Annotated in this window: 19 protein-coding genes and 1 pseudogene; 6 read left to right on the forward strand and 14 right to left on the reverse strand. The window is 72.3% G+C overall.

From position 1 onward, the window contains the following. Positions 1-2: 2 nt before the first annotated feature. The 6 genes and pseudogenes from G3I54_RS05765 to G3I54_RS05790 form a co-directional block, all read right to left on the reverse strand. Positions 3-1205 carry a MinD/ParA family protein gene (locus G3I54_RS05765; protein ID WP_203685555.1) on the reverse strand — a complete coding sequence of 401 codons (1203 nt, stop codon included), beginning with the start codon at positions 1203-1205 and terminating at the stop codon, positions 3-5. Between the two features lie 54 nt (positions 1206-1259). Next, on the reverse strand, positions 1260-2603 hold the full coding sequence (eccD, locus tag G3I54_RS05770) for a type VII secretion integral membrane protein EccD (RefSeq protein ID WP_164611826.1): 1344 nt from the start codon (positions 2601-2603) through the stop codon (positions 1260-1262). 180 nt (positions 2604-2783) lie between these two features. Continuing rightward, positions 2784-3086 carry a hypothetical protein gene (locus G3I54_RS05775; RefSeq protein ID WP_164611788.1) on the reverse strand — a complete coding sequence of 101 codons (303 nt, stop codon included), beginning with the start codon at positions 3084-3086 and terminating at the stop codon, positions 2784-2786. Between the two features lie 85 nt (positions 3087-3171). Continuing rightward, a pseudogene (locus tag G3I54_RS05780) lies at positions 3172-3294 on the reverse strand (GNAT family N-acetyltransferase); the annotation flags it as partial. 53 nt (positions 3295-3347) lie between these two features. Then, positions 3348-3614 carry a DUF1905 domain-containing protein gene (locus G3I54_RS05785; RefSeq protein WP_164611790.1) on the reverse strand — a complete coding sequence of 89 codons (267 nt, stop codon included), beginning with the start codon at positions 3612-3614 and terminating at the stop codon, positions 3348-3350. A 117-nt stretch (positions 3615-3731) separates the two neighbouring features. After that, positions 3732-5576, reverse strand: coding sequence for a PucR family transcriptional regulator (locus tag G3I54_RS05790; protein WP_164611792.1), 1845 nt, complete (start codon positions 5574-5576; stop codon positions 3732-3734). 119 nt (positions 5577-5695) lie between these two features. Between G3I54_RS05790 and G3I54_RS05795 the strand changes: the two genes are divergently transcribed. From G3I54_RS05795 to G3I54_RS05805, 3 genes are all read left to right on the forward strand, one after another. Beyond that, the gene (locus tag G3I54_RS05795) at positions 5696-7210 is read left to right on the forward strand and encodes a sodium:solute symporter (protein ID WP_164611794.1); all 1515 of its coding nucleotides are present in this window, start codon (positions 5696-5698) and stop codon (positions 7208-7210) included. Positions 7211-7657: 447 nt separating this feature from the next. Continuing rightward, a complete protein-coding gene (gene speB / locus G3I54_RS05800) occupies positions 7658-8647 on the forward strand; it encodes an agmatinase (protein WP_164611796.1) in 990 nt (329 codons plus the stop codon). Continuing rightward, positions 8644-10329, forward strand: coding sequence for a thiamine pyrophosphate-binding protein (locus tag G3I54_RS05805; protein WP_164611798.1), 1686 nt, complete (start codon positions 8644-8646; stop codon positions 10327-10329). Before speB ends, G3I54_RS05805 begins: the two co-directional genes overlap by 4 nt. Before the next feature lie 42 nt (positions 10330-10371). Here G3I54_RS05805 and G3I54_RS05810 read toward each other — a convergent pair whose 3' ends face one another. Further along, positions 10372-10791: a helix-turn-helix transcriptional regulator gene (locus G3I54_RS05810; protein ID WP_239144250.1), complete on the reverse strand. Its 420-nt coding sequence runs from the start codon at positions 10789-10791 to the stop codon at positions 10372-10374. After that, a complete protein-coding gene (locus tag G3I54_RS05815; RefSeq protein ID WP_164611800.1) occupies positions 10791-11171 on the reverse strand; it encodes a type II toxin-antitoxin system RelE/ParE family toxin in 381 nt (126 codons plus the stop codon). Before G3I54_RS05815 ends, G3I54_RS05810 begins: the two co-directional genes overlap by 1 nt. 225 nt (positions 11172-11396) lie before the next feature. Between G3I54_RS05815 and G3I54_RS05820 the strand changes: the two genes are divergently transcribed. From G3I54_RS05820 to G3I54_RS05830, 3 genes are all read left to right on the forward strand, one after another. Next, positions 11397-15128 carry an ABC transporter ATP-binding protein gene (locus tag G3I54_RS05820; protein ID WP_164611802.1) on the forward strand — a complete coding sequence of 1244 codons (3732 nt, stop codon included), beginning with the start codon at positions 11397-11399 and terminating at the stop codon, positions 15126-15128. Positions 15129-15322: 194 nt separating this feature from the next. Then, complete coding sequence (locus G3I54_RS05825) at positions 15323-15685, forward strand: hypothetical protein (protein WP_164611828.1); 363 nt, start codon at positions 15323-15325, stop codon at positions 15683-15685. A 170-nt stretch (positions 15686-15855) separates the two neighbouring features. Then, positions 15856-17337: a S28 family serine protease gene (locus G3I54_RS05830; protein ID WP_164611804.1), complete on the forward strand. Its 1482-nt coding sequence runs from the start codon at positions 15856-15858 to the stop codon at positions 17335-17337. 143 nt (positions 17338-17480) lie between these two features. Here G3I54_RS05830 and G3I54_RS05835 read toward each other — a convergent pair whose 3' ends face one another. From G3I54_RS05835 to G3I54_RS05860, 6 genes are all read right to left on the reverse strand, one after another. Continuing rightward, the gene (locus tag G3I54_RS05835; RefSeq protein WP_164611806.1) at positions 17481-18140 is read right to left on the reverse strand and encodes a hypothetical protein; all 660 of its coding nucleotides are present in this window, start codon (positions 18138-18140) and stop codon (positions 17481-17483) included. 126 nt (positions 18141-18266) lie between these two features. Continuing rightward, the gene (locus G3I54_RS05840; RefSeq protein ID WP_164611808.1) at positions 18267-20099 is read right to left on the reverse strand and encodes a glycoside hydrolase family 3 protein; all 1833 of its coding nucleotides are present in this window, start codon (positions 20097-20099) and stop codon (positions 18267-18269) included. 138 nt (positions 20100-20237) lie between these two features. Further along, entirely contained in the window at positions 20238-21026 is a 789-nt protein-coding gene (locus tag G3I54_RS05845) for a sugar phosphate isomerase/epimerase family protein (RefSeq protein ID WP_164611810.1), read from the reverse strand. A gap of 77 nt (positions 21027-21103) precedes the next feature. Then, positions 21104-21718 carry a GAF domain-containing protein gene (locus G3I54_RS05850; RefSeq protein WP_164611812.1) on the reverse strand — a complete coding sequence of 205 codons (615 nt, stop codon included), beginning with the start codon at positions 21716-21718 and terminating at the stop codon, positions 21104-21106. After that, the gene (locus G3I54_RS05855; RefSeq protein ID WP_239144251.1) at positions 21702-22646 is read right to left on the reverse strand and encodes a S8 family serine peptidase; all 945 of its coding nucleotides are present in this window, start codon (positions 22644-22646) and stop codon (positions 21702-21704) included. The genes G3I54_RS05850 and G3I54_RS05855 overlap by 17 nt, the downstream gene beginning before the upstream one ends. A gap of 3 nt (positions 22647-22649) precedes the next feature. Next, positions 22650-22935: hypothetical protein (locus G3I54_RS05860; RefSeq protein WP_164611814.1), on the reverse strand; the 286-nt coding region annotated here is incomplete at its 5' end.

A 22935-nucleotide genomic window follows, 5' to 3' on the forward strand; every position in this document is an offset into this window, starting at 1 on the left:
TGTTACCGGCGCTTCTGGGAGAGCTGGAAGACCTCGGCGGCCAGCCGGGTGGCGGCCAGCCGTGTCGGCCGGGCGAGCAGTTCGGTACGGAGTTCTCCGCCTGCCGCCAGATGCCGGTCGTGGGGAAGGACATGGACGGTCGCACCGGTGGACCGGAGCTTCTCGGCGGCCGCGTCCACGTCGATCCCGGGGCGGGACGTCGTGCTGGTGAGCGCCACCACGGTCCCGGCGATCATGTGGCGGGGCAGCCCCTGCATCCACTGGAGGACCGCGTACGTGCTGGTGATGCCGTCCAGCGTGGCGGGGGCGGCCAGCACCCTGGCCTGGGCGGCCGAGAGCGCGACCCTGGCTACCTCGGCGGGCAGCGTCTCGCAGTCCACCACGGTCACCCCGAAGTAGCGGCGCAGCGCCACCATGACCCGCTCGTACGCCGCCGTGTCCAGCATCGCCCCGATCCGGCCCTGACTGCCGGGCAGCAGCCAGGCGTTGTCGGGGAGCTGGACGAGATAGCCGGTGACGTCGAGGAGCGACATCTGCGGTTCCGCGATGTCCGCCAGATCGGCCGTGGTCCAGCGCAGCGTCTCGGCGCCGAGACGCAGGGGCAGCGAGCCGAGCGCCGGGTCGGCCTCGACGAGGAGGACCGGGTCGTGGCGGTAGTGCGCGTACGCCGTACCCAGCAGGGCGGCCACCGTCGTCTTGCCCGCACCGCCCCGGATGGAGGTGACGGCGATCTGCCGGCCCGTCGTCACCGGCTGCTGGAGCGCCTCGGCGGTCCGGGTGATCTCGGCGACCTCGCGCGCCGCGGACGAGGAGACGATCCGGCGTATCGCGCGCGATATTCGCGCGGCGGCCGGCTCGCCCTGCCGGGGGCGGCGTGCCGTACCGGTCAGCGCGCTGTCCACGACGGGGCGTGAGTCGGGGGAGCGGGCGGGCCGTTGGGCGCGTGCCGGGGGAGCGGCGGAGTCGGACGCGGCGGGGGTGCTCCGGCCCGGCGGCCGCGTCGCTGTCCCTGTCGCTGCCCCCGTCGCCGTATGTTCCTGGGGCTGGGGCTGGGGCTGGCTCTGGGTCTGGTGTTGCTCCTGTGCTGGAGCGTGGCCCTGTACCGACCCGTGACCCTGTGCCGGGCCGTGGCCGGTCGCGCGCTGCGGAGGCGTACCCCTCAGGTCGCGCAGCACATCACCCTGCCAGTTGTCCGCGTTCGGCATGTCTGCCCTTCCCCTCCGCTCCGATGCCCGACCGGAGCCGCCCGCGCATGAATGTCAGAACTTGTCGAGCAGCTGGCCGTACATGCCGAACACACCGATGGCGAGCGGGAACAGCCCCACCATGCCGATGGACTCGACCAGATCGGCGGTGCGCCGCAGCCGCACCCGTACATGCTCGGGCGGCTCCACCGACAGGGCGAGCAGCGGCAGCATCGCCGCCACGCCGAGCACGACGACGGGACCCGCGCCCCCGGACGCCTGCTCCATCCACAGCATCACGAGGCGTACGAGGAGAACCGCCGCAGCGGCGAACAGTGCCACCACCTCGGCCACCAGGGGAAACGCACGGGCCCTCGACAACAGGACCACCGCCACCAGCGAGGCCAGGAGCACGGTCCACACGGTCGGCCGCGCGGACAGGGTGAGCAGCCAGCCCGCCGCCGTCGCCGAGACCGCGGTGACCAAGGTCGCGAGGGCGAGCCCGCGGTGCGTGGCGGCCAGTGCGTCGGCCACGTCGTGGCGGCTGACCGACACCCCGCCCGACCGCCGGTCGTCGAGCGCGGTGAGCCCGGATGCCATCAGGGCGAGCCTGGGCAGCATGCCGAGCAGCACCACGGAGAACACCGCCATCACGGCGCCCAGCCGGGCCGGATCCGACTCCACCGCGGCGACGGCCTCCCATACGGCGGCCATGGCCGCCGTGGCACCCGCGCCGATCAGGCCACCGCGGCCGAGCGGCGAGAAGAAGCCGAGCAGCAGCAGGGCCAGAACCACCGCCGTCGCCACAGCGGCGAGCCGGGCCGGGCTCGACCAGTCGTACGCGTCGGCCGCGGTCCAGGCCGTGAGGACGCCGAGGCCGCCCGAGACGAACAGCAGCGCGGTCGCCAGTCCGCGGTTGCCCGTTCCGATCCGGGCGAACAGTGCGCCGCCCACCAGAAGGACGCCGGTGACGACCGCCAGCGCGACGGCCAGGGTGCCGAGCGGAACCTCACGGCGGGCCAACAGGGCGGCGATCACCGCGAACACCACGGTCGACGCCCCGGCGGAGACTCTTCGCGCGGCCGGACGCCAGCGCCAGGCCTGGAGGTCGAGACTGTCGGCCACCTGGTCCGTGACGTCGTGGACCACCGGGGCGGGTGGCGCCGCGTGGGTCCTGACCAGGCGCAGCACGGCGCCGTCGCTGACTCCGGCCGAGGCGAGGGTGCTGTCGTGCGGCAGGGCCGAACCGTCGGAGGTGATCAACTGCCTGGTCAGCGGCCTCGATGCCGCCCGGTCGTCCAGCAACTGCAGGATGTCCGGCAGTAGTTGGCCGATAGGGGTGTCCGAGGGCAGCACGATGTCTGCCCGGCGCCGCTCGCCGACCAGGGTTACCCGGCTCAGTTCCGAGCGGGACGTCATTGCTGTGCTCACCACTTACGGAAACCTATCATCGTGATGTTCCGATATTTCGGGCCAATTGGGCAAAGCGCGTTGTGCGGTAGGTGCATTTCCGAGTTCGGCGAAATATCGCCTGCAACGCGTACGCAGTGAATTTCCGGCCACTTGGTCGTTCTTCAGTCGTTCCTCGGCCGGAGTTGATCAGGGGCCCTTCTCCGGGCCGGAAGGCGAAGGGGAATGTGTCGACGGCGCGTACCGCTGCGCCTGCCGCTGCTGTTGCTTCTCCTGCTCGGCCTTCTGTTGGTCCAGCGTGTGCTGGAGGAAGGACCAGCCGACGCAGCCGGCGCAGAGTACGGCAGTGATAGCGATACCCGCGAATACCTTCCCGAGCCGCTCGTCGGCGGTGCGCCGTGCGCGCCCCGCACCGAAGAGCAGGGCATCTCGCATCCTGCGGCGGCGCACCCCCACCGATTCCAGCAGTTGACTGTCGTAATCCCGTGCCACGTGATCCCCCTTTGCCACTGCAACATACCGATCGGTGGTCGCGGAGCGCACACCAGGGTGGTCCGGACGCAAGGGTGCGCGGCGTTCACGCCCGGCCGGGGTGCGTCCAGTCGCGGTTCTCGCGTACGACGGTGAATCCGGCCGATCGGTAGAGCGCGACGGCCGCCTCGTTGCCGGCCGGAGTCAGGATGGCTATAGCGCTCGCGCCCCCGCTCGCGCCCCGCTCAGCGCGGAGCCAGAGCCCTGGTCCGCCCCCGGTCATCAGGCAATGCGCTCCTCCAGGTGGACCGTCACGCTGTCCCCCTCCTCCTTGCCGATCGCCTTGCGTACGTCCGCCTTCACCGGCAGCTTGTGCGTACCGTCGCCCAGGGCCATGAACGAGCTCCGGAACGGATGGCCGTCGATGGTGCCCCGGACCTTCACCAGGCCACGGGTGCCGAAGAACTCGGCAGACTCGGGCCACACGACGTAGGTCCAGCCGCCCTTGCTCGGACTCTTCCGCAAGGTCGCGGTGAATTGCTTGTCCATCGCCGATTCCCTTCCTTTCCTTGCCTCATCGTGGTGTTCACGAGTAAGACGGGGGCGGACGCGGAAACTCATCGGCGGTCGCGGAGAGCGACCCGCAGGGCCACTGCGCCCTGTGGTTCACCCCTGCCGCAGCGCGAACCACAGCTCCGCCCGTGCGTCCATGTCGTCCAGGTCCATGGCCAGCAACTCCCCGCACCGCCCGATGCGTTGGCGCACGGTGTTGCGGTGGACGGCCAGGGCCACCGCCGTACGGTCCCAGTTGCCGTGCAGCGAGAGCCAGCAGCGCAGGGTGTCGGCCAGCGGTGTGGTGAGCGGGGCGAGGAGGGCGCGGGCGTGGGCGGCTGCCTGTTCGGGCGGGACCAGGGCGGCGAGGCCGCTCGCGGGGGCGTCCGTCGTCAGCGGGGCCCGGGTCGCCTGCGCGTGGGCCAGGGCGCGGGCGGCCAGGTGGTCGGCGGAGTCGAGGGCGGTGACGGGGGTGGGGGCGGACGCGCCGAGCGTCCAGCCGGGCTGCGGGGTGACCCGGTCCGGTGCGTGGCCGGTGCCGGTGCCGGTGCCGCTGCCTGTGGAGGTCCGCACCGGTTCGGGGTCGGTGGCGGTATGTGAAGCGGTACCGGTGCCGGGCTGCGGGGTGACCCGGGTGGGTTCGAGGCTCGTGGCGGTGCGTGAGCCGGTGCCGGTGCCGGGCTCGGCCGAGGGCGGATCCGGGTCCGTTCCGGGGGCGCCCGGCAGCAGTACCCGTACCGGCTCGCCGTCCCCGCGTCCCGCGTCGACCAGGGCCGTGCCCAGCGACGCGCCCAGGGCGCCGGCGGTCAGGGCGTCCGCCGGGGCGCCGTTCGTGCGGCGGGCGTGGATCACCGTCCACGGGCCGGTGGCGCCGAGGAGCGGGGCCACCTCGGCGGGGGAGGCGCCCAGGAGCATGCGGACCAGGGCCGCCGAACGGCCTGCCGCGTCCGCGCCCTGGTGAGGGGCGGCCAGGAGGGAGAGGAGGACCACCGCGATGCCCGCCACCGTGTGGTCTCCGGGCTCCCGCCGCCGGGTCGCGAGCGCCAGGACCAGGCCTTCGCCGCCGCCCAGCGCGTACGCGGCCAGGTGTGTGTCGCCGTGGGTGTCGGTGGCCGAGGTGGGCGAGCCGGGGCGTCCGCGGGCCACCACCCGGGCCAGGCGGGTCAGGGCCGCCGCCGTCCGCGGCGCGGGGTGGCGGCCCGCCGCAGAAGGCTCCCCGGTCCGGGCGCGGCCCGCCGCAGAAGGCTCCCCGGTCCGGGCGCGGCCCACCGCGGAAGGCTCCTTGGTCCGGGCGCGGCCTGCCTCGGAGGGCCCCTCGGTCGGGGCGCGGCCCGCCGCGTGGACCTTCTCGGTCGGGGTGCGGCCCGCCGCGTGGACCTCCTCGCCCCGCGCCGTCAGCAGGACCGCCCGGCCGCCGAGCTGCGTCGCGAGCTGGTGCAGCACCGCCGGTACGGGGTCGGGGCGGGCCGCCGCCGTCGCCAGGGCCTGCTGGGCGCGGGTCACCCGGCGCAGCTCGCGGTGGCGTGCCTCCGCCATCAGCCGCCACACCGCCCGCGCGATCGCGGTGAACGGGGTCTCGGGCGGCACCTCCAGCAGGGGCAGGCCGTATCGGTCGCACGCCTCGATCAGCGCGGCCGGCACCGTCTCGTGCACCGGGCGCACCCCGAAACCGAGCGCCGCCGCGCCCGCCTCCACCAGCCGGCCGACGTAGTGGTCCGGGTCCGTCAGCAACACCCCCGCGCTCAGCAGCAGCTCGCCGCCGAGCAGATACGGATACGGGTCCGCCATCTCCGAGGTGTGCACCCAGAGCAGGTCGGCGTCGGCCGGGCCCGCGATCCTGCGCAGGCCCAGCTCCTCCCTGGCCAGAAGCTCCGCCAGCGGGATGGGCGGGGTCGGCGGGCCGGACGGTGGGCCGGGCGGCGGAGTCGCCTGCGGGGTGCCTGCGGGAGGGATCGGCATGGACGGTTCATCCATTCAGTGCGTCGAGAATGGAGGAAACGTACACTTCAGCGTCGGCTTTCGGCCACCTACCGTCTTCCTCGCACGTACATCTGTTTGCGCGAGACGGAGGGAAGCCCATGGCTGTCGACTACGCCGTGATCGTCGTCTACCTGGCCGGCATGCTCGCCATGGGCTGGTGGGGCATGCGCCGCGCCAAGTCCAAGAGCGAGTTCCTGGTCGCGGGCCGCCGCCTCGGACCGGGGATGTACTCCGGCACCATGGCCGCGATCGTCCTCGGCGGCGCGTCCACCATCGGCGGTGTCGGGCTCGGCTACCAGTACGGTCTCTCCGGCGCGTGGATGGTCTTCACCATCGGCCTCGGACTGCTCGCGCTGTCCGTCTTCTTCTCCGCGCGGATCGCCCGGCTGAAGGTCTACACCGTCTCCGAGATGCTCGACCTGCGCTACGGCGGCAAGGCCGGGATCATCTCCGGCGTCGTGATGTGGGCGTACACCCTGATGCTCGCGGTCACCTCGACCATCGCGTACGCCACCATCTTCGACGTCCTCTTCGACGTGAACCGCACCGTCGCGATCGTCCTAGGCGGCGCCATCGTCGTCGCGTACTCGACGCTCGGCGGCATGTGGTCGATCACGCTCACCGACATGGTCCAGTTCGTCGTCAAGACCATCGGGGTGCTGCTGCTCCTGCTGCCGATCGCCGTCGTCAAGGCGGGCGGCTTCAGCGAGATGAAGGCCCAGCTGCCGACCGAGTACTTCGACCCGCTCGGCATCGGCGGCGAGACGATCTTCACGTATGTCCTGATCTACACCTTCGGCATGCTCATCGGGCAGGACATCTGGCAGCGCGTCTTCACCGCGCGCAGTGACACGACGGCGCGCTGGGGCGGGACGGTCGCCGGTACATACTGCCTCGTCTACGCCATCGCCGGGGCGGTCATCGGCACCGCCGCCAAGGTGATGTACCCGAACCTGGCGAGCGCGGACGCGGCCTTCGCGACGATCGTCAAGGACGAGCTGCCGGTGGGCGTGCGCGGGCTGGTGCTCGCCGCCGCGCTGGCCGCCGTGATGTCCACGTCCTCCGGGGCGCTGATCGCCTGCGCCACCGTCGCCAACAACGACATCTGGTCCCGGCTGCGCGGGGCCGTCGGCCGGGGCGGGGGCGGCGACGAGCCGCACGACGAGGTCAAGGGGAACCGGGCGTTCATCCTGATCATGGGCGTCGCGGTCATTCTGATCGCCATCGCGCTGAACGATGTGGTGGAGGCGCTGACCGTCGCCTACAACCTGCTGGTCGGCGGACTGCTCGTGCCGATCATCGGCGGGCTGCTGTGGCGGCGCGGTACGGCGGCCGGGGCGCTGTCGGCGGTGTGCGTCGGGGGTGTCGCGGTGGTCGGGCTGATGTGGCACTACGGGATCCTCGCCAACCAGCCGATCTACTACGGGCTGCTGGCGTCGCTGGCCGTGTACGTCGTGGTCTCGCTGGCCACGCCGCCTACGGATGCGGATGTGCTTGCGGCTTGGCGGGAGCGGTTGGCGGGGCGGGGCGGTCCTGAGACCGACGCCCCGGTCGAACCCGGCCGGTCCGGCGGACCCGGCCGGTCCGGCGAACCCAGCCCGTCCGGCGTTTGAGGACGGAACCCTCGGGCTGGTCCCGGCCGACCTCAAAGATGCCCTCAATCGCCGGGCGGGCTAGATGTGGCCGAGCTCAAAGACGTCCTCAAACGCCGGACGGGCTGGAGTTGGCCGGGCTAGATGTGGCCGAGCTCAAAGACGTCCTCAATCGCCGGACGGGCTGGAGTTGGGCGGGCTTGATGTGGCCGAGCTCAAAGACGTCCTCAATCGCCGGACGGGCTGGAGTTGGGCGGGCTTGATGTGGCCGAGCTCAAAGATGTCCTCAATCGCCGGACGGGCTGGAGTTGGCCGGGCTTGAGTTGGGCGGGCTTGAGCTGGTCGTGGGGCCGAGGCATTCAGCCCGCCCGGCGATTGAGGGCGAAGCGGCCGCCGGACGACCCCGGCACCCCACCGCACCCCGCACACTTGACACCGTACGAAAACCGAAGGAAAGGCACACCCCCCATGAGCAGCACCGATTCGCCGCGCGGCCCCATCGACTCCTCCCGCGTCCCGCGGTACGCCGGGCCCGCGACGTTCGCCCGGCTGCCCCGGCTCGACGAGGTCGGCCGGACCGACGTCGCCGTCGTCGGCGTGCCCTTCGACACCGGGGTCTCCTACCGGCCCGGCGCCCGCTTCGGCGGCAACGCCATCCGTGAGGCGTCCCGGCTGCTGCGCCCGTACAACCCGGCCCAGGACGCCTCCCCCTTCGCCCTCGCCCAGGTCGCCGACGCCGGCGACATCGCGGCGAACCCGTTCAACATCAACGAGGCCGTCGAGACCATCGAGGGCGCGGCCGACGACCTGCTGGGCACCGGCGCACGCCTGATGACCCTCGGCGGCGACCACACCATCGCCCTGCCCCTCCTGCGCTCCGTCGCCAAGAAGCACGGGCCCGTCGCCCTCCTCCACTTCGACGCCCACCTGGACACCTGGGACACCTACTTCGGCGCCGAGTACACCCACGGCACCCCGTTCCGCCGGGCCGTCGAGGAAGGCATCCTCGACACCTCCGCCCTCTCCCACGTCGGCACCCGCGGCCCGCTCTACGGCAAGCAGGACCTGACCGACGACGAGAAGATGGGCTTCGGCATCGTCACCTCCGCCGACGTCATGCGGCGCGGCGTCGACGAGATCGCCGACCAGCTCCGTCAGCGCATCGGCGACCGGCCGCTCTACATCTCCATCGACATCGACGTCCTGGACCCGGCGCACGCCCCCGGCACCGGCACCCCCGAGGCGGGCGGACTCACCTCCCGTGAGCTGCTGGAGATCCTGCGCGGGCTCTCCTCCTGCCACCTCGTCTCCGCCGACCTGGTCGAGGTCGCCCCCGCGTACGACCACGCCGAGATTACCTCCGTGGCCGCCTCCCACGCCGCGTACGAGCTGACGACGATCATGTCCCGCCAGATCGCGGCGGAGAAGGAGACCACGGGAGCCGAGGACGCCAAGTGAGCCACGACCACCACGACGACCGGCCGCAGCTCACCGCCGCCCAGGCCGCCGCCGTACTGAATCCGCCGGCCGGCCGCAACGGCGGCGACCTCGTCGTCGAGTCCCTCCAGGGGCTCGGCGCGACCACCGTCTTCGGGCTGCCCGGCCAGCACGCGCTCGGCATGTTCGACGCGCTGCGCCGCTCCTCGCTCTCGTACGTCGGACTCCGCGTCGAGAACAACGCGGGCTTCGCCGCCGACGCGTACGGCCGGATCACCGGGGAAGTCGCCCCGCTCCTGCTGTCGACCGGGCCCGGTGCGCTCACCTCGCTCGCCGCGCTCCAGGAGGCCGCCGCCGCCTCCGCGCCCGTCCTCGCCATCTCCAGCCAGATCCCCACGGCCGGGCTCGGCGGCGGGCGGCACGGCTATCTCCACGAGCTGCGCGACCAGCAGGCCTCCGTCCGCGACATCGTGAAGTCCGTGCACACCGTGCGGACCGCGTCCCAGATCCCGTCCGCGATCGCCGCCGCCTGGGAGTCCGCGCTGACCGCCCCGCACGGGCCGGTCTGGGTGGAGATCCCGCAGGACGTGCTGCTGGCCGAGACGACGCTCCCGGTCGTCAGCGCCATGGACGCCACCCCGCGCGAGCTCTACCCGCGCCCCGAGCTGACGATCGCCGCCGCGCATCTGCTGTCGAACGCCGAACGCCCGGTGATCATCGCGGGCGGCGGAGTCGTACGCTCCGACGCCTCCGGCAAGCTCCTCGCGCTGGCCGAGAAGATCGACGCGCCGGTCGTCACCACCTTCGGCGGCAAGGGCGCGTTCCCCTGGGAGCACCCGCTGTCGCTGCGGTCCTGGCTGGAGGACCGGCACACCACCGACTTCCTGGAGGACGCGGACGTCCTGCTCGTCGTCGGCTCGGGGCTTGGCGAACTCTCCTCGAACTACCACACCTTCCGCCCGCGCGGCCGGGTGATCCAGATCGAGGCGGACGCCGGGAAGCTGGAGTCCAACCACCCCGCCCTCGGCATCCACTCCGACGCCCGCGAGGCGCTGGCCGACCTCCTGGAGGCCGTCGAGCCCCGCGAGGACGCGGATGCCGCCGAGCGGGTGCGTACGGTGCTGGAGAAGGTACGGGCCCGGATCGACGCCCAGGAGCTCACCCTGGAGCAGCAGGTTCTCGCCGCCGTCCGCGAGGCGCTGCCCGACGCCGCGCCCAGCTTCTGGGACATGACGATCCTGGCCTACTGGGCCTGGTCCGCCTTCGACGCCCGGCGCCCCAACACCATGCACTCCGCCCAGGGCGCGGGCGGCCTCGGCTACGGCTTCCCGGCGGCCATCGGTGCGGCCGCCGCCGACCCGACGAAGCCCGTGCTCGCGGTCTCCGGTGACGGCGGCGCGATGTACTCCATCGCGGAGCTGGCCACCGCGCGTCAGTACGATCTGCCGCTGACCTGGCTGATCGTCGACGACGGCGGCTACGGCATCCTGCGCGAGTACATGACGGGGGCCTTCGGCGAGGCCACCGCCACCGAGTTGTCCCGCCCGGACTTCGTCGCGCTCGCCGAGTCCTTCGGCGTACCGGCCGTCCGTACGACACCGGAGTCGCTCGCCGCGGACCTGGGCAAGGCGCTGGCGGCCCCGGGGCCGTCGGTCGTCGTGCTTCCGGCGCTGCTGAGGATGTTCGAGCCGACGCATCTGTAGGCGCGCGGCTGTGGCGCAGGGGTGGCGCGCACCGCGTGCGCGCTACCCCTGCGCCGCCTGCGTGGCCTGGTCGTCGACGGCTTCGGACTCCTCCGGACGGGAGGCCCGCCCGGCCGCCTCCGGTGTGTCACCGTCGAGGTCGGTGAACGTCACGCGGATGCTGCTCCCGAACAGCTCCATCCGGAACATCGCCTCCATGGCACGGGCCAGCCGTGCCAGCAGAGGCACGGTGGGGACCGTGCCGCCGAGTTCCAGCTTCGAGACCTGCGGCTGTGTCATACCGGCGCGTCGGGCCAGTTCGGTCTGCGAGAGGCCGAGGGCGACCCGTCGGTCGTACACGGCCTGCCCGAGGTCGAACGCGAGAGAGATCTCCTCGCGGCGCCGCTCCACCTCGGGGTCCTCGGCGATCCCCTGGGCGACCTTCTCGTCGCGGGCGAACTTCCAGCGTGCGTGGCTGACCATTACCGCTTCTCCTTCTCCTCGTCGGCTGTGCGCGTGTACACATCGTGAGCCGGTTGGTGCTCGGCCGCGCAGAGCACCTTGGCGCGGGCGACCTCGGCCGTCTCCCGCTGCCGGGTCTTGCGGAAGACGGTAAGCAGGACGATCCGCCGATCCGGCGCGAGCCAATAGGGAATCCGGGTCGCGATTCCCTGTCGGCCAAGGCTGAACCGCAGTTCGCGGACGCCGTCGCCGAGGTGCCGGGAGTACGGCTCCCCGAGCGTCATGGGGCGCTCCCGCAACAGCTCGGCGACGTGTTCGACCACGAGGAAGTCGTTGAACGGCAGGTTCATCAGCCACAGTCGAACCTCGGGTTCGATCTCGATCACATAGGGCGTATCCATATATCGGAACGTATAGATACTCCAGTGTATGACGTCTGTCTTCCCTGTGCAGTCACCCGCAAGGGTGATCTGCCCTGATCGGTTGTCGCGCCCCACCCCCACCCCACCCCCATTTGTTGCGGAGGGATGAAATCCGCTCCCCCTGATGTTGGTGCCTTCCGGTAGAGCAGGTCCGCGAACCGGGCGACCGGAACGCGGACACACGGGGCGAATGGGAGGCAACGCGTGACGGGCGCAGAGCAACAGGGGTGGGGCCGGCGGCTGACCGGGTACGCGTGGCGGTACCGGCGGAACGTCGTGCTCGCTCTCGGCTCGTCGCTCGCCGGCATGGCCGTCATGGCCCTCGTGCCGCTCATCACCAAGGTGATCATCGACGACGTGGTCACCGACCACACCCGCTCCCTCGCGGTCTGGACCGGCCTGCTCATCGGCGCGGCCGTCCTCGTCTACATCGCCACCTACATCCGCCGCTACTACGGCGGCCGGCTCGCCCTGGACGTCCAGCACGACCTGCGTACGGACATGTACGCGACCATCACCCGGCTCGACGGGAAACGTCAGGACGAGCTGTCCACCGGGCAGGTCGTCGGCCGGGCCACCAGCGACCTCCAGCTGATCCAGGGCCTGCTGTTCATGCTCCCGATGACCATCGGGAACGTCCTGCTCTTCCTCATCTCCCTGGTGATCATGGCGTGGCTCTCGCTGCCCCTGACCCTCGTCGCCCTCGCCGTCGCCCCCGCCCTCTGGTTCATCGCCCGCCGCTCCCGTACCCGTCTCTTCCCCGCCACCTGGTACGCCCAGAGCCAGGCCGCCGCCGTCGCCGGAGTCGTCGACGGGGCCGTCTCCGGGGTCCGGGTCGTCAAGGGGTTCGGGCAGGAGGACCAGGAGACCGGCAAGCTCCGCGAGGTCGGGCGACGGCTGTTCGCCGGGCGGCTGCGCACCATCCGGCTGAACTCCCGCTACACCCCCGCCCTCCAGGCCGTGCCCGCCCTCGGCCAGGTCGCCATGCTCGCCCTCGGCGGCTGGCTGGCGACCCGGGGCGAGATCACGCTCGGCACGTTCGTCGCCTTCTCCACCTACCTCGCCCAGCTCGTCGGCCCGGTCCGGATGCTCGCCATGGTCCTCACCGTCGGCCAGCAGGCCCGCGCCGGTGTGGAACGCGTCCTGGAGCTGATCGACACCGAGCCCTCCATGCAGGACGGTACGAAGGAACTCCCGGCCGACGCCCCGGCCGGGATCGAGTTCGACGACGTACGGTTCGGGTACGACGACGAACGGCCCGTCCTCGACGGCTTCTCGCTCACCGTCGAGCCCGGCGAGACCGTCGCCGTCGTCGGCGCGTCCGGCAGCGGCAAGTCCACCGTCTCGCTCCTGCTGCCCCGCTTCTACGACGTCTCCCACGGGGCCGTCCTCATCGGCGGCCACGACGTCCGCGAGCTCACCCAGGCCTCGTTGCGCTCCGCCATCGGGCTCGTCCCCGAGGACAGCTTCCTGTTCTCCGACACCGTCCGCGCCAACATCGCCTACGGCTTCCCCGACGCCACCCAGGAGCAGATCGAGCAGGCCGCCCGCGCCGCCCAGGCCGACCGGTTCATCGCCGATCTGCCCAAGGGGTACGACACCACCGTCGGCGAGCACGGGCTCACCCTCTCCGGCGGCCAGCGCCAGCGCGTCGCCCTCGCCCGCGCCATCCTCACCGACCCCCGGCTCCTCCTCCTCGACGACGCCACCTCCGCCGTCGACGCCCGCGTCGAGCACGAGATCCACGAGGCGCTGAAACAGGTGATGGCGGGGCGCACCACCCTGCTCATCGCCCACCGGCGTTCCACCCTCCAGCTCGCCGACCGCATCGCCGTCCTGGACGGCGGGAAGCTCGCCGCGATCGGCACCCACGAGGAGCTGGAGCGCACCTCCGCGCTCTACCGCCGTCTGCTCACCGACCCCGACGAGCTCGGCGGCACCTCGCCCGGCCACCGGCCGCTGCGCACCGGGGCGGACCCGGAGGACGACCGCGCCCTCCAGGAGGAGCTGGACGCCGAGTTCGACGCGGAGCGCGGCATCACCCCCGCCCTGTGGATCCGCGAGGAGGAGGAGCGGGACACCACCGTCGCCGGCATGCCCGCGACCCCCGAACTCCTCGCCCAGGTCGAGGCGCTGCCCCCGGCCACCGACACCCCGCAGGTCGACGAGGCCGCCGCCGTGCGTCCGGAGGAGTCCTACGGGCTGCGCCGGCTGCTGCGCGGCTTCGGCGCGGTCCTCCTGATCAGCCTCGGGCTCGTCGCCGTGGACGCCGGCATGGGCCTGCTGCTGCCGGTCCTGATCCGGCACGGCATCGACGAGGGCGTCACCCAGCTCTCGACCGGCGCGGTGTGGGCGGCCTCCGCGATCGCGCTCGTCGTCGTGCTCGTCCAGTGGGTGGCCCAGACCGGCGAGATCCGGATGACCGGCCGGACCGGTGAGCGGGTGCTCTACTCGCTCCGGCTGAAGATCTTCGCCCAGCTCCAGCGCCTCGGCCTCGACTACTACGAGCGCGAGCTGACCGGCCGGATCATGACCCGGATGACGACGGACGTGGACGCGCTCTCCACGTTCCTCCAGACCGGGCTGGTCACCGCGTTCGTCTCCGTGGTCACCTTCTTCGGCATCATGGTCGCGCTGCTCGTCCTGGACGTCCAGCTCGCCCTGGTCGTCTTCGCCACCCTGCCCGTGCTGATCATCGGCACCGTCTTCTTCCGGCGCAGCAGCGTCAAGGCGTACGAACTGGCCCGGAACCGCATCAGCGTCGTCAATGCCGACCTCCAGGAGTCCGTCTCCGGCCTCCGGATCGTCCAGGCCTTCGGCCGCGAGCGGGACGGGTCCGCCCGCTTCGCCGAGCGCAGCGACCACTACCGCCAGGCCCGGGTACGCGGCCAGTGGCTGATCTCCGTCTATTTCCCGTTCGTCCAGCTGCTGGCCTCCGTCGCCGCGGCCGCCGTCATGATCGTCGGCGCGGGCCGGATCGACAACGGCACGCTGACCACCGGGGCCCTGGTCGCCTACCTCCTCTACATCGAGCTGTTCTTCGCCCCGGTCCAGCAGCTCTCCCAGGTCTTCGACGGCTACCAGCAGGCCACCGTCTCGCTCGGCCGCATCCAGGAGCTGCTGCGCGAGCCCACCTCCACCGCCGACCCGGACGAGCCGCTCGACGTGCTCTCGCTGCGCGGTGAGATCGCGTTCGAGGACGTCTCCTTCGCGTACGGCTCCGACGAGGAGGCCCTCACCGGCGTCGACCTGCGCATCCCGGCCGGCCAGACGGTGGCGTTCGTCGGGGAGACGGGGGCCGGGAAGTCGACCCTGGTCAAGCTCGTCGCCCGGTACTACGACCCCACGAGCGGCCGGGTCACCGCCGACGGCACCGATCTGCGCCGCCTCGACATGACCGCCTACCGGCACCGCCTCGGCGTCGTCCCGCAGGAGGCGTACCTCTTCGCCGGCACGGTCCGCGACGCCATCGCCTACGGGCTGCCCGACGCCACCGACGCCCGGGTGGAGGCCGCCGCCCGCGCGGTCGGGGCGCACGAGATGATCGCCACGCTGGAAGACGGCTATCTCCACGAGGTCGCCGAGCGAGGCCGCAACCTCTCCGCCGGACAGCGCCAGCTCATCGCGCTGGCCCGCGCCGAGCTCGTCGACCCGGACGTGCTGCTCCTGGACGAGGCCACCGCCGCCCTGGACCTCGCCACCGAGGCCCTGGTCAACCAGGCCACCGACCGGCTCACCGGCCGCCGCACCACGCTGGTGGTGGCCCACCGGCTGACCACCGCCGCCCGCGCCGACCGCGTCGTGGTCATGGACCACGGGCGAGTCGTCGAGGACGGCACGCACGACGAACTGCTCGCCCGGGACGGGCGGTACGCCCGGCTGTGGCGCACCTTCATCGGCGAGGGCATAGGGGAGGACGAGCCGGCGGGCGTCTGAGGGGCCGCCGGGTTCCGCCGGGTCCCGCAGGGGCACCAGGGGCGGCCGTGCAACCTCCCGCCGGTCTGCTGCGTCGTAGTCAGGAACGCACAGGTGCGTACAGACGTCAGGTGGGGGCGAATGTGTTCGACATAGCTGCGGGACCGGCGAGACCGACGGCCGCGGAACCGACGGTCGCGAAGAGGCGGCCGTGGCTGGTCCGCCTCCTCGTCCTGCCCCTGCTGGTCGGACTCGTCCCCCTGCTCGGCGCCCCCGGCGCCGCCCAGGCCGCCTCCGCCTGCACCGGCCGCCCCGCGAAGACGGTCGGGTTCTCCACGGGAGAGCTGCGCGTCTACAAGAGCCGCGCCCATGTCTGCGCGGTGACCGTCGCGAAGAAGCCCGGCAAACGGCGGACGATGAGCGTCACGCTCCAGCCGCGCGGCGGACGTACCGTCTCCGACAAGGGCTCATACACGAAGATGGCCGGGCCGGTCACGGTCAACGCGCTGAACCGCTGCGTCCGGGCCACCGGCGGGATCGGCAAGAAGTCCGTCTCCACCGGATGGATCCTCTGCTGACCTCCCGCTGATCTCTCCGTCGACCTCCCGTCGACCTCCCGCCGACTTCTCGGCCGGCCTCCCGCCGGTCTCTCCGTCGACTTCTTCGTTGACACGGACAACCGGGTCTGGCGTGGCGTGTGTTGCCCCGATAAGTTCACGGCGACTGTTGTGAATCAAGGGGAGAGTGCATGCGCAAGTCACTCACAGGGGTTCTGTCGCTCGCCGTGCTCATAGGTACGGTCGGAGCCACGGGAGCCTCGGCCGGTGCGGCCACCGCCGCGGAGCCGGCCGCGAAGCGGAGCAGCGCCGCCGTCGGCAGCGAAGCGAGCACCGAGGACATCAAGGACCGCATCCTGGCCATCCCGGGAATGAGTCTGATCGAGGAGAAGCCGTACGCGGGCTACCGCTACTTCGTCCTCAACTACACCCAGCCGGTCGACCACCGGCGCCCGTCCAAGGGCACGTTCCAGCAGCGCATCACCCTGCTGCACAAGGACGTCTCCCGCCCGACGGTCTTCTTCACCAGCGGCTACAACGTCTCCACGAACCCCAGCCGCAGCGAGCCGACGCAGATCGTCGACGGCAACCAGGTCTCGCTGGAATACCGCTACTTCACCCCGTCCCGGCCGGCCCCGGCCGACTGGTCCAAGCTGGACATCTGGCAGGCCGCCAGCGACCAGCACCGGGTGTTCACGGCGCTGAAGAAGATCTACGACAAGAAGTGGCTGGCCACCGGCGGGTCCAAGGGCGGCATGACCGCCACGTACTTCGAGCGCTTCTACCCGAAGGACATGGACGGCGTCGTCGCCTACGTCGCGCCCAACGACGTCGTCGACAAGGAGGACTCGGCGTACGACCGGTTCTTCCGCAACGTCGGCACCAAGGAGTGCCGCGACAAGCTGGCCGGTGTGCAGCGCGAGGCGCTGATCCGCCGGGCCCCGCTGCAGAAGAAGTACAAGGAGCAGGCCGCCGCCAACGGCTGGACGTTCAACACCATCGGTTCCCTCGACCGCGCCTACGAGGCCACGGTCATGGACTACACGTGGGCGTTCTGGCAGTACAGCCTGGTCGCCGACTGCGTGGACCTTCCGGCCGACGCCAAGAAGGCCGGCGACGACGACATCTGGAACTCCGTCGACGCCATCTCCGGCTTCTCCGCTTACGTCGACCAGGGCCTGGAGACGTACACCCCGTACTACTACCAGGCGGGCACCCAGCTCGGGTCGCCGGACATCAAGCAGCCCTGGCTCGGCAACCTGAGCCGGTACGGCTACCAGCCCCCGCGCAACTTCGTGCCCCGCTCCATCCCGATGAAGTTCGACCGGGGCGCGATGCGGGACATCGACAGCTGGGTCAAGAACAACGCCCGGCGGATGCTGTACGTCAACGGCGAGAACGACCCGTGGAGCGCGGAGCCGTTCCGCCTCGGGCACGGCGCTAAGGACAGTGCCGTCTACACCGTCCCCGGCGGCAACCACGGCTCGAAGGTCTCCGGTCTCCCCGAGGCGCAGAAGGCGAAGGCCACCGCCGACATCCTGCGCTGGGCGGGCGTCGCCCCGGCGGCCGTCGAGGCGGACCCGTCGAAGGCGAAGCCGCTGGCGAAGTTCGACACGAAGCTGGACCAGCGCAACGGTGAGATCGAGCGCGACGAGGCCACCCTGCGCCCGTAGCGGTCAGCCGGTTCTGACGTCAGCCGGCCCCGGCGTCATCCGGCTCCGGAGGCCGTCCGGTTCCGGCGTCGCCCGGCTCCGGAGGCCGTCCGGTTTCGGCGTCGCCCGGCCTCGGCGTCACCCACGTGGGCTGGGTCCGCTGGTCACCTTCCCGGTGACCGGCGGGCGCAGCCCACCGGCCTGTCCCCGCCCAGCGCGACGAACAGGTCCGTGGTGCCGGGGCACTGCGCCCGCCGCTGCACCGCCGACTCCACCCGGTAGCGCGGGGCGCGGCCGCCCGTGTCCGCGCAGGCGGTCTCCGTGACCTGGCCCGCGCGGGACGCCGTGACACAGTCCCCGACCACGGTCAGCGGGCCGCCGCCCTGCCCGGGGTCGCCCGGATGCGGGGGCTCCAGATTCCGCATGCAGGCATAGCCGGTGGTGAGCCGGGAACGGGCCCCGGTGCCCGTCTCGGAGACATGCAGGACGAAGTCGGTGGGGTCCGGGCAGGGCGGGCCCGAGTCCGGGGTGCCGAGGTGCCGGGCCAGGACGGTGGCCGCCGCCTTCTCGCTGCGGCAGGACACCTCCCGGATCTCCGGCCCCCGCGAACTGCAGTCGCCGGGCCCGAGGAAGACCACGCCGTACGGTGACGGGCCGGGCGAGGCGGGTACGGGCCCCCGGTCGTCGGTGACCGTCCCGTCCGGACCCCGGCAGGCCGTCAGCAGGAGCGCGGACACGGCCACGAGCACGGTCAGGACCGCGCCCAGGACCGGCGGCGGGGCGGACGGCCGGCGCCGGGCCCCCGGGGAAGCGTGCTCATCCATGAAGAAACCCCCGATACGTCCGTAAAGACGTACACCCGGCGCGGCCCGCCGGAGCGGGGCCACGCCAGGTGCTCGGGGCGCTTTGCGTCTGCGGCCGGACGCCGGTGCCGTCCGGTCGTCGTAGGGCTAGTACGACAGGCCGTGGCCCACCGGGTACAGCACCTGCGTCGGGTCGTCCGCGCGCTGCACCGGAACCGGGAGGGTGCCCTCCGGATCGGCGCGGCCCGCGATCACCCGGGCGGCGGCGCGCAGTTCGACATCGGTCCAGGAGTACGCGGCGAGGGTCGCCGCGACTCCGGTGCCGGTGAGGTGGGCGACGTCGTACGGGTTGCGGACGGCGACGGCGACCACCGGGACGCCGGTCGCCACGAGGGCCGTGACGAGCGTGCGCTGCGAGCTGTTCGCGGTGACGTTGTACGTCGCCACGACGACCGCGTCCTTGCCCTCGGCGGCGGCGACGGCCTCGGCGATCTTCGCCTGGTCCGGGGCCGTACCGGTGGACAACACCCGCGCGGTGAAGCCCAGTTCGCCGAAGGTGTGCGCCAGTGTGCCGGTCGGCGGGCCCGTCGTCCCGGAGGGCGAGGCCGGATCGGCGCCCACCACCAGCAGCTTGCGGTGGGTGCGGCGGGAGAGCGGCAGCAGCGTGCCCGGGTCGGCGAGCAGGGTCGTCGTGCGCTCGGCGATCCGGTCGGCGGCGGCCCGGTGCGCGCGGCTGCCCACCGTGCGCTCGACGCCCCGGTGGCTGACGAACGGGTCCCGGAACAGGCCGAGTCCGCTCTTCAGCCGCAGGATCCGCAGGATCGATTCGTCGATCCGCGCCTCGCTGATCTCGCCGCCGCGGACGGCCTCCAGCACGGCGTTCCAGGCGACGGAGAGATTCGGCGGGTTCAGCAGCTGGTCCACGCCCGCCAGCAGCGCGAGGACCGGCACGCGGTCGTCGCCGTACTTCGTGCGCACCCCCTCCATGCCGAGCGAGTCGGTGACCACCACCCCGTCGTAGCCCAGCTCCTCGCGGAGGATGCCGGTGAGGATCGGCCGGGAGAGCGTGGCCGGGTCCTCGGACGGGTCGAGCGCGGGGACCACGATGTGCGCGGTCATGATCGAGTCGATCCGGGCCCGGATCGCGGCGCGGAACGGCGGGGCGTCCAGCTCCTCCCACTGGGCGCGGGTGTGGTTGATGACGGGCAGTCCGGTGTGGCTGTCGGTGTTCGTGTCGCCGTGACCGGGGAAGTGCTTGGCGGTCGCGGCGATGCCCGCGCCCTGGTAGCCCTTCACCTGCGCCGCGACCAGGCCGGCCACCGCGTCGGGGTCGGAGCCGAAGGACCGTACGCCGATGACCGGGTTGGCCGGGTTGACGTTGACGTCCGCGTCCGGCGCGTAGTTCTGGTTGATGCCGAGCGCGGCCAGTTCGGCGCCCGCGATCCAGGCGGCCCGCCGGGTGTCGGAGCGCGAGCCGCCCGCGCCGAGCGCCATCGCGCCCGGCAGCAGCGTGGCGGGTTCGCCGACCCGGCAGACGATGCCGTGCTCCTGGTCGGTGGAGACGAGCAGCGGCAGCCGGGAACGCTCGGCGAGCGCGGCGCGCTGGAGGCCGTTGGAGAGGTCGGCGATCTGGTGCGGGTCGCGGGTGTTGTGCGCCCAGGTGAAGTAGATGATGCCGCCGACGTGGTACGTGGAGATCAGCTCGGCGGCGGTGCGAACCCCGATCTCCTTGAGGTTCGCGTCGATGTCGGCCTGGTCGGGCTCGGTGGCGGAATGCCCGTAGACCCGCATCACGAAGAGCTGGCCGACCTTCTCCTCCAGGCTCATCCCGGCGATGATCCGCCGCAGCCGGTGGTCGGTGAAGGCGTCCGCGGAGTGCGCGGAGGCGGCGGAGGGGGCGGCGAGGACGCCGGTGGCGGCCGCTGCCGTGACGGCGGCGGTGGCGGTGAGGAGGGTGCGTCTTGAGGTGCGGTGGGGCACGTGAGCTCCTTCCCGGGGTGAAAGAAACTTCCAAGGAAGTACGCTTATAGGGAAAGTAACTTCCGGTCAAGGGTCCGGGCCGCCCACGGCGCCACCCACACGCGAACGGCCCCCGGCCTACGGCTCCGCCGCCTTCGGCTACTGCTTGGGCGCTCCGAGCCGCAGCAGGTACTCGCGCCCCGCGCCCAGCAGACCCGGCAGCTCCGCCGCCCCCGGGTGCCAGCGCTTCTCGTACTCCCAGCACACCCATGTGTCCGGGTCCAGCCCGTCCAGGCACTCCGCCAGCGGAAGCACCCCCGCCCCCAACGCCAGCGGAGTGAGGTCCTGCGCCGACGCGACGTCCTTCACCTGTACGTAGCCCAGGTGCGGGGCGAGCACCGCGTGGCTCGCGGCCGGGTCCTCACCGGCGAGCCAGGTGTGCAGCACATCCCAGATCGCGCCGACCCGGGGGTGCCCGACCGTGGCGACGACCCGGGCGGCGTCGAGGCCCGCGCGGTGCGAGTCATGGGTCTCCAGCAGGATGCTCACCCCCATATCGGCGGCGGCCGGAGCGGCGGCCCCGAGCCGCCGGGCGGCCGCCGCGTCGGCCTCCGCCTGCTCCTGGTCGCCACCGCCGGGGAACACCCGGACATAGGACGCGCCCAGGTCACGGGCGAGCTTCACCAGCTCGGCCAGCTCCGCCAGGACCGCCTCGTCGTCCTCCTCGGAGGCCGCCTGCACATACCCGGCGAGGGCCAGGATCTCCACCCCGCCGGCCTTGAACGCCTCGACCACATCGGCCCGTTCCAGCGACGAGAGCCCCAGGTGCACCGGCTCCTCGGGGTGGACGCGCAGCTCCACCCCCCGGTATCCGTTGTCGGCGGCCAGCCGGACGACCTCGGCGACCGGCGTACCGGGCACTCCGAGGGTGGAGAAAGCGAGCTTCATCGTGCGTGTCCTTCCCTTGTTGCCGACGCCCCGCTCCTGCCCGCCGGGCCGGTGGCTACTCCCGGACGCCGGCCGCCTCAGCCGACGCCCCGCAGCAGTCGCTCCAGGCTACCGAGCAGTTTCAGCGCGTCCTCGCGCCGCGCACCCTCCAGCGCGCCGCCGGCGGACACCGCGCGCTCCTCGGCCTCCCGCACCCGCTCCGGGGTGAGCACCCGCAGGGCGGCGGCGGCCTGTCGGGCGAACATCGCGAGCAGATCCAGCTCCCGGACGCCCGACCGGGCCTGCGGAGAGGGATCCAGCACCTCCAGTACGCCGAGGATCCGGGCATCGCTGATGAGCGGGGCCGCCATCAGGGCGTTCGGCACATACGCGGTGGACTCCGCCAGCGAACGGTCGAAGGACGGATCGGCGCTCAGATCGTCCACCACCATCGGCTCACCGGAGGTCGCCACCCACCCGGCGATCCCGCGCCCGGCCGGGAACCGGCGGCCCACGAGGAACTCCTCGCCCTGCCCGGACACGGCCTGGAAGACCAGCTCGTCCGCCTCCTCGTCCAGCAGGAAGACCGAACTGGCCTCGGCCCCGAAGATGGCGCGGGCCACGTCGACGACCGACTGGAGCAGTTCGCTGCGCGGCGCGTCGGCGACCGCGGCGGAGGAGAAGGAAGCGGCGGAATCAGTTCTCGGAGTCATCACGGGTATCTCCTGCCGGAGTGGAAGAAGGACGCGGTGCGTGGCGCACATTGGCCGCGGACAGATAGAGGGCGTTCTTGAGCTGGAAGGCCGTCATCCGCGGATGCGCGGACAGGACGCGGGCGCAGAGCCCGGCGACGTACGGCGTGGCGAAGCTGTTCCCCGTGGTGCGGATCGTCCGGCCGCCCAGCCACGGCACGGTCACGTTCTGGCCCGGGCCGAAGAACTCCACCGGCGGATCCGGGTTGTACAGGTGCAGTTCGGGGTCGTCCTCCTGGTGGCTGCCCACCGAGATCACCGACGCGAACCGCCAGGGGAAGCTCTCCACCGGGGTGTTGTGGGCCGAGGCGACGATGACCGTACGGGCGAAGTAGGCGCTGTCGGCCAGACTGTGCAGCTCCTGCGCGAACCGGGTACGGGTCGTCGACAGGCTGAGGTTGACCACGTCGAAACGCTGCTCCACCGCCCAGCGCAGCCCGGCCATCAGGACGTCGCCGGTGCCGGAGAACCGCTCCCCGAGCACCCGCACACTGTGGATCTCGCACTCCGGGGCGGTCCGGCGGACGATGCCCGCGCACGCGGTGCCGTGCCCGCAGGTGTCCCCGGTGGTCGTCGGCTCGACCGCGATCTCCCCGCTCTCCCCGTCCTTGACGACCACCCAGGAACCGGCCAGCGGGCCGATCAGCGGATGGTCCCGCTCCACACCCGAATCCACCACGCACACGCGTACGCCGCGTCCGGTGGCGGGCCCGGCGGGGCGGCCGAGCGGTGGTCCGGCGTCCGCGAGCACCGGTACGTCGTCGGGGCCGCGCCCGCGCAGACTCCAGGTCAGCCCCTGCCCAGGACCGGTACGCGTTCCTCCCGGGGCCGACCGGGTCGCCCCCGCCCCCGTACCCGTCCGTGTCCGTCCCGGTTCCGTGGTCGTCATCGGTCAGCTCCTCTCCCTCGTCGTGGCCATGGCCCGGGGCGGGTGCGCGAGGAACCCGGAGACCCGGCGCACCCCCGGCAGATGCCCCTTGCCCGTGAAGTGCGCCCCGGCCGACCGGGCCGAGGCGCCGGCCTCCGGCCACCGGCCCAGGGCGGCGAGCGTGTGCGCCCGGTCCAGCTCCGCCGTCGCCTGGACCAGCGGCGAATCGGTGAGCAGCGAGGCCCGCACCGCCCGGTCCGCGTGCCCGGCCGCCTCCTCGGGGGCGGCGCGGGCCGCCAGCCGGGCCCGG

The organism is Streptomyces sp. SID14515 (assembly GCF_010548505.1).
GTDB lineage: Bacteria > Actinomycetota > Actinomycetes > Streptomycetales > Streptomycetaceae > Streptomyces > Streptomyces caviscabies.

Excerpts from the sequence above, each read along its gene's own strand:
- G3I54_RS05830 (WP_164611804.1), top strand. The coding sequence starts at position 15,856 with ATGCGCAAGTCACTCACAGGGGTTCTGTCGCTCGCCGTGCTCATAGGT.
- G3I54_RS05790 (WP_164611792.1), bottom strand. The coding sequence starts at position 5,576 with ATGCCGATCCCTCCCGCAGGCACCCCGCAGGCGACTCCGCCGCCCGGC.
- eccD (WP_164611826.1), bottom strand. The coding sequence starts at position 2,603 with ATGACGTCCCGCTCGGAACTGAGCCGGGTAACCCTGGTCGGCGAGCGG.
- G3I54_RS05815 (WP_164611800.1), bottom strand. The coding sequence starts at position 11,171 with ATGGATACGCCCTATGTGATCGAGATCGAACCCGAGGTTCGACTGTGG.
- G3I54_RS05845 (WP_164611810.1), bottom strand. The coding sequence starts at position 21,026 with ATGAAGCTCGCTTTCTCCACCCTCGGAGTGCCCGGTACGCCGGTCGCC.
- G3I54_RS05810 (WP_239144250.1), bottom strand. The coding sequence starts at position 10,791 with ATGGTCAGCCACGCACGCTGGAAGTTCGCCCGCGACGAGAAGGTCGCC.
- G3I54_RS05765 (WP_203685555.1), bottom strand. The coding sequence starts at position 1,205 with ATGCCGAACGCGGACAACTGGCAGGGTGATGTGCTGCGCGACCTGAGG.
- speB (WP_164611796.1), top strand. The coding sequence starts at position 7,658 with ATGAGCAGCACCGATTCGCCGCGCGGCCCCATCGACTCCTCCCGCGTC.
- G3I54_RS05850 (WP_164611812.1), bottom strand. The coding sequence starts at position 21,718 with ATGACTCCGAGAACTGATTCCGCCGCTTCCTTCTCCTCCGCCGCGGTC.
- G3I54_RS05855 (WP_239144251.1), bottom strand. The coding sequence starts at position 22,646 with ATGACGACCACGGAACCGGGACGGACACGGACGGGTACGGGGGCGGGG.
- G3I54_RS05795 (WP_164611794.1), top strand. The coding sequence starts at position 5,696 with ATGGCTGTCGACTACGCCGTGATCGTCGTCTACCTGGCCGGCATGCTC.
- G3I54_RS05785 (WP_164611790.1), bottom strand. The coding sequence starts at position 3,614 with ATGGACAAGCAATTCACCGCGACCTTGCGGAAGAGTCCGAGCAAGGGC.
- G3I54_RS05835 (WP_164611806.1), bottom strand. The coding sequence starts at position 18,140 with ATGGATGAGCACGCTTCCCCGGGGGCCCGGCGCCGGCCGTCCGCCCCG.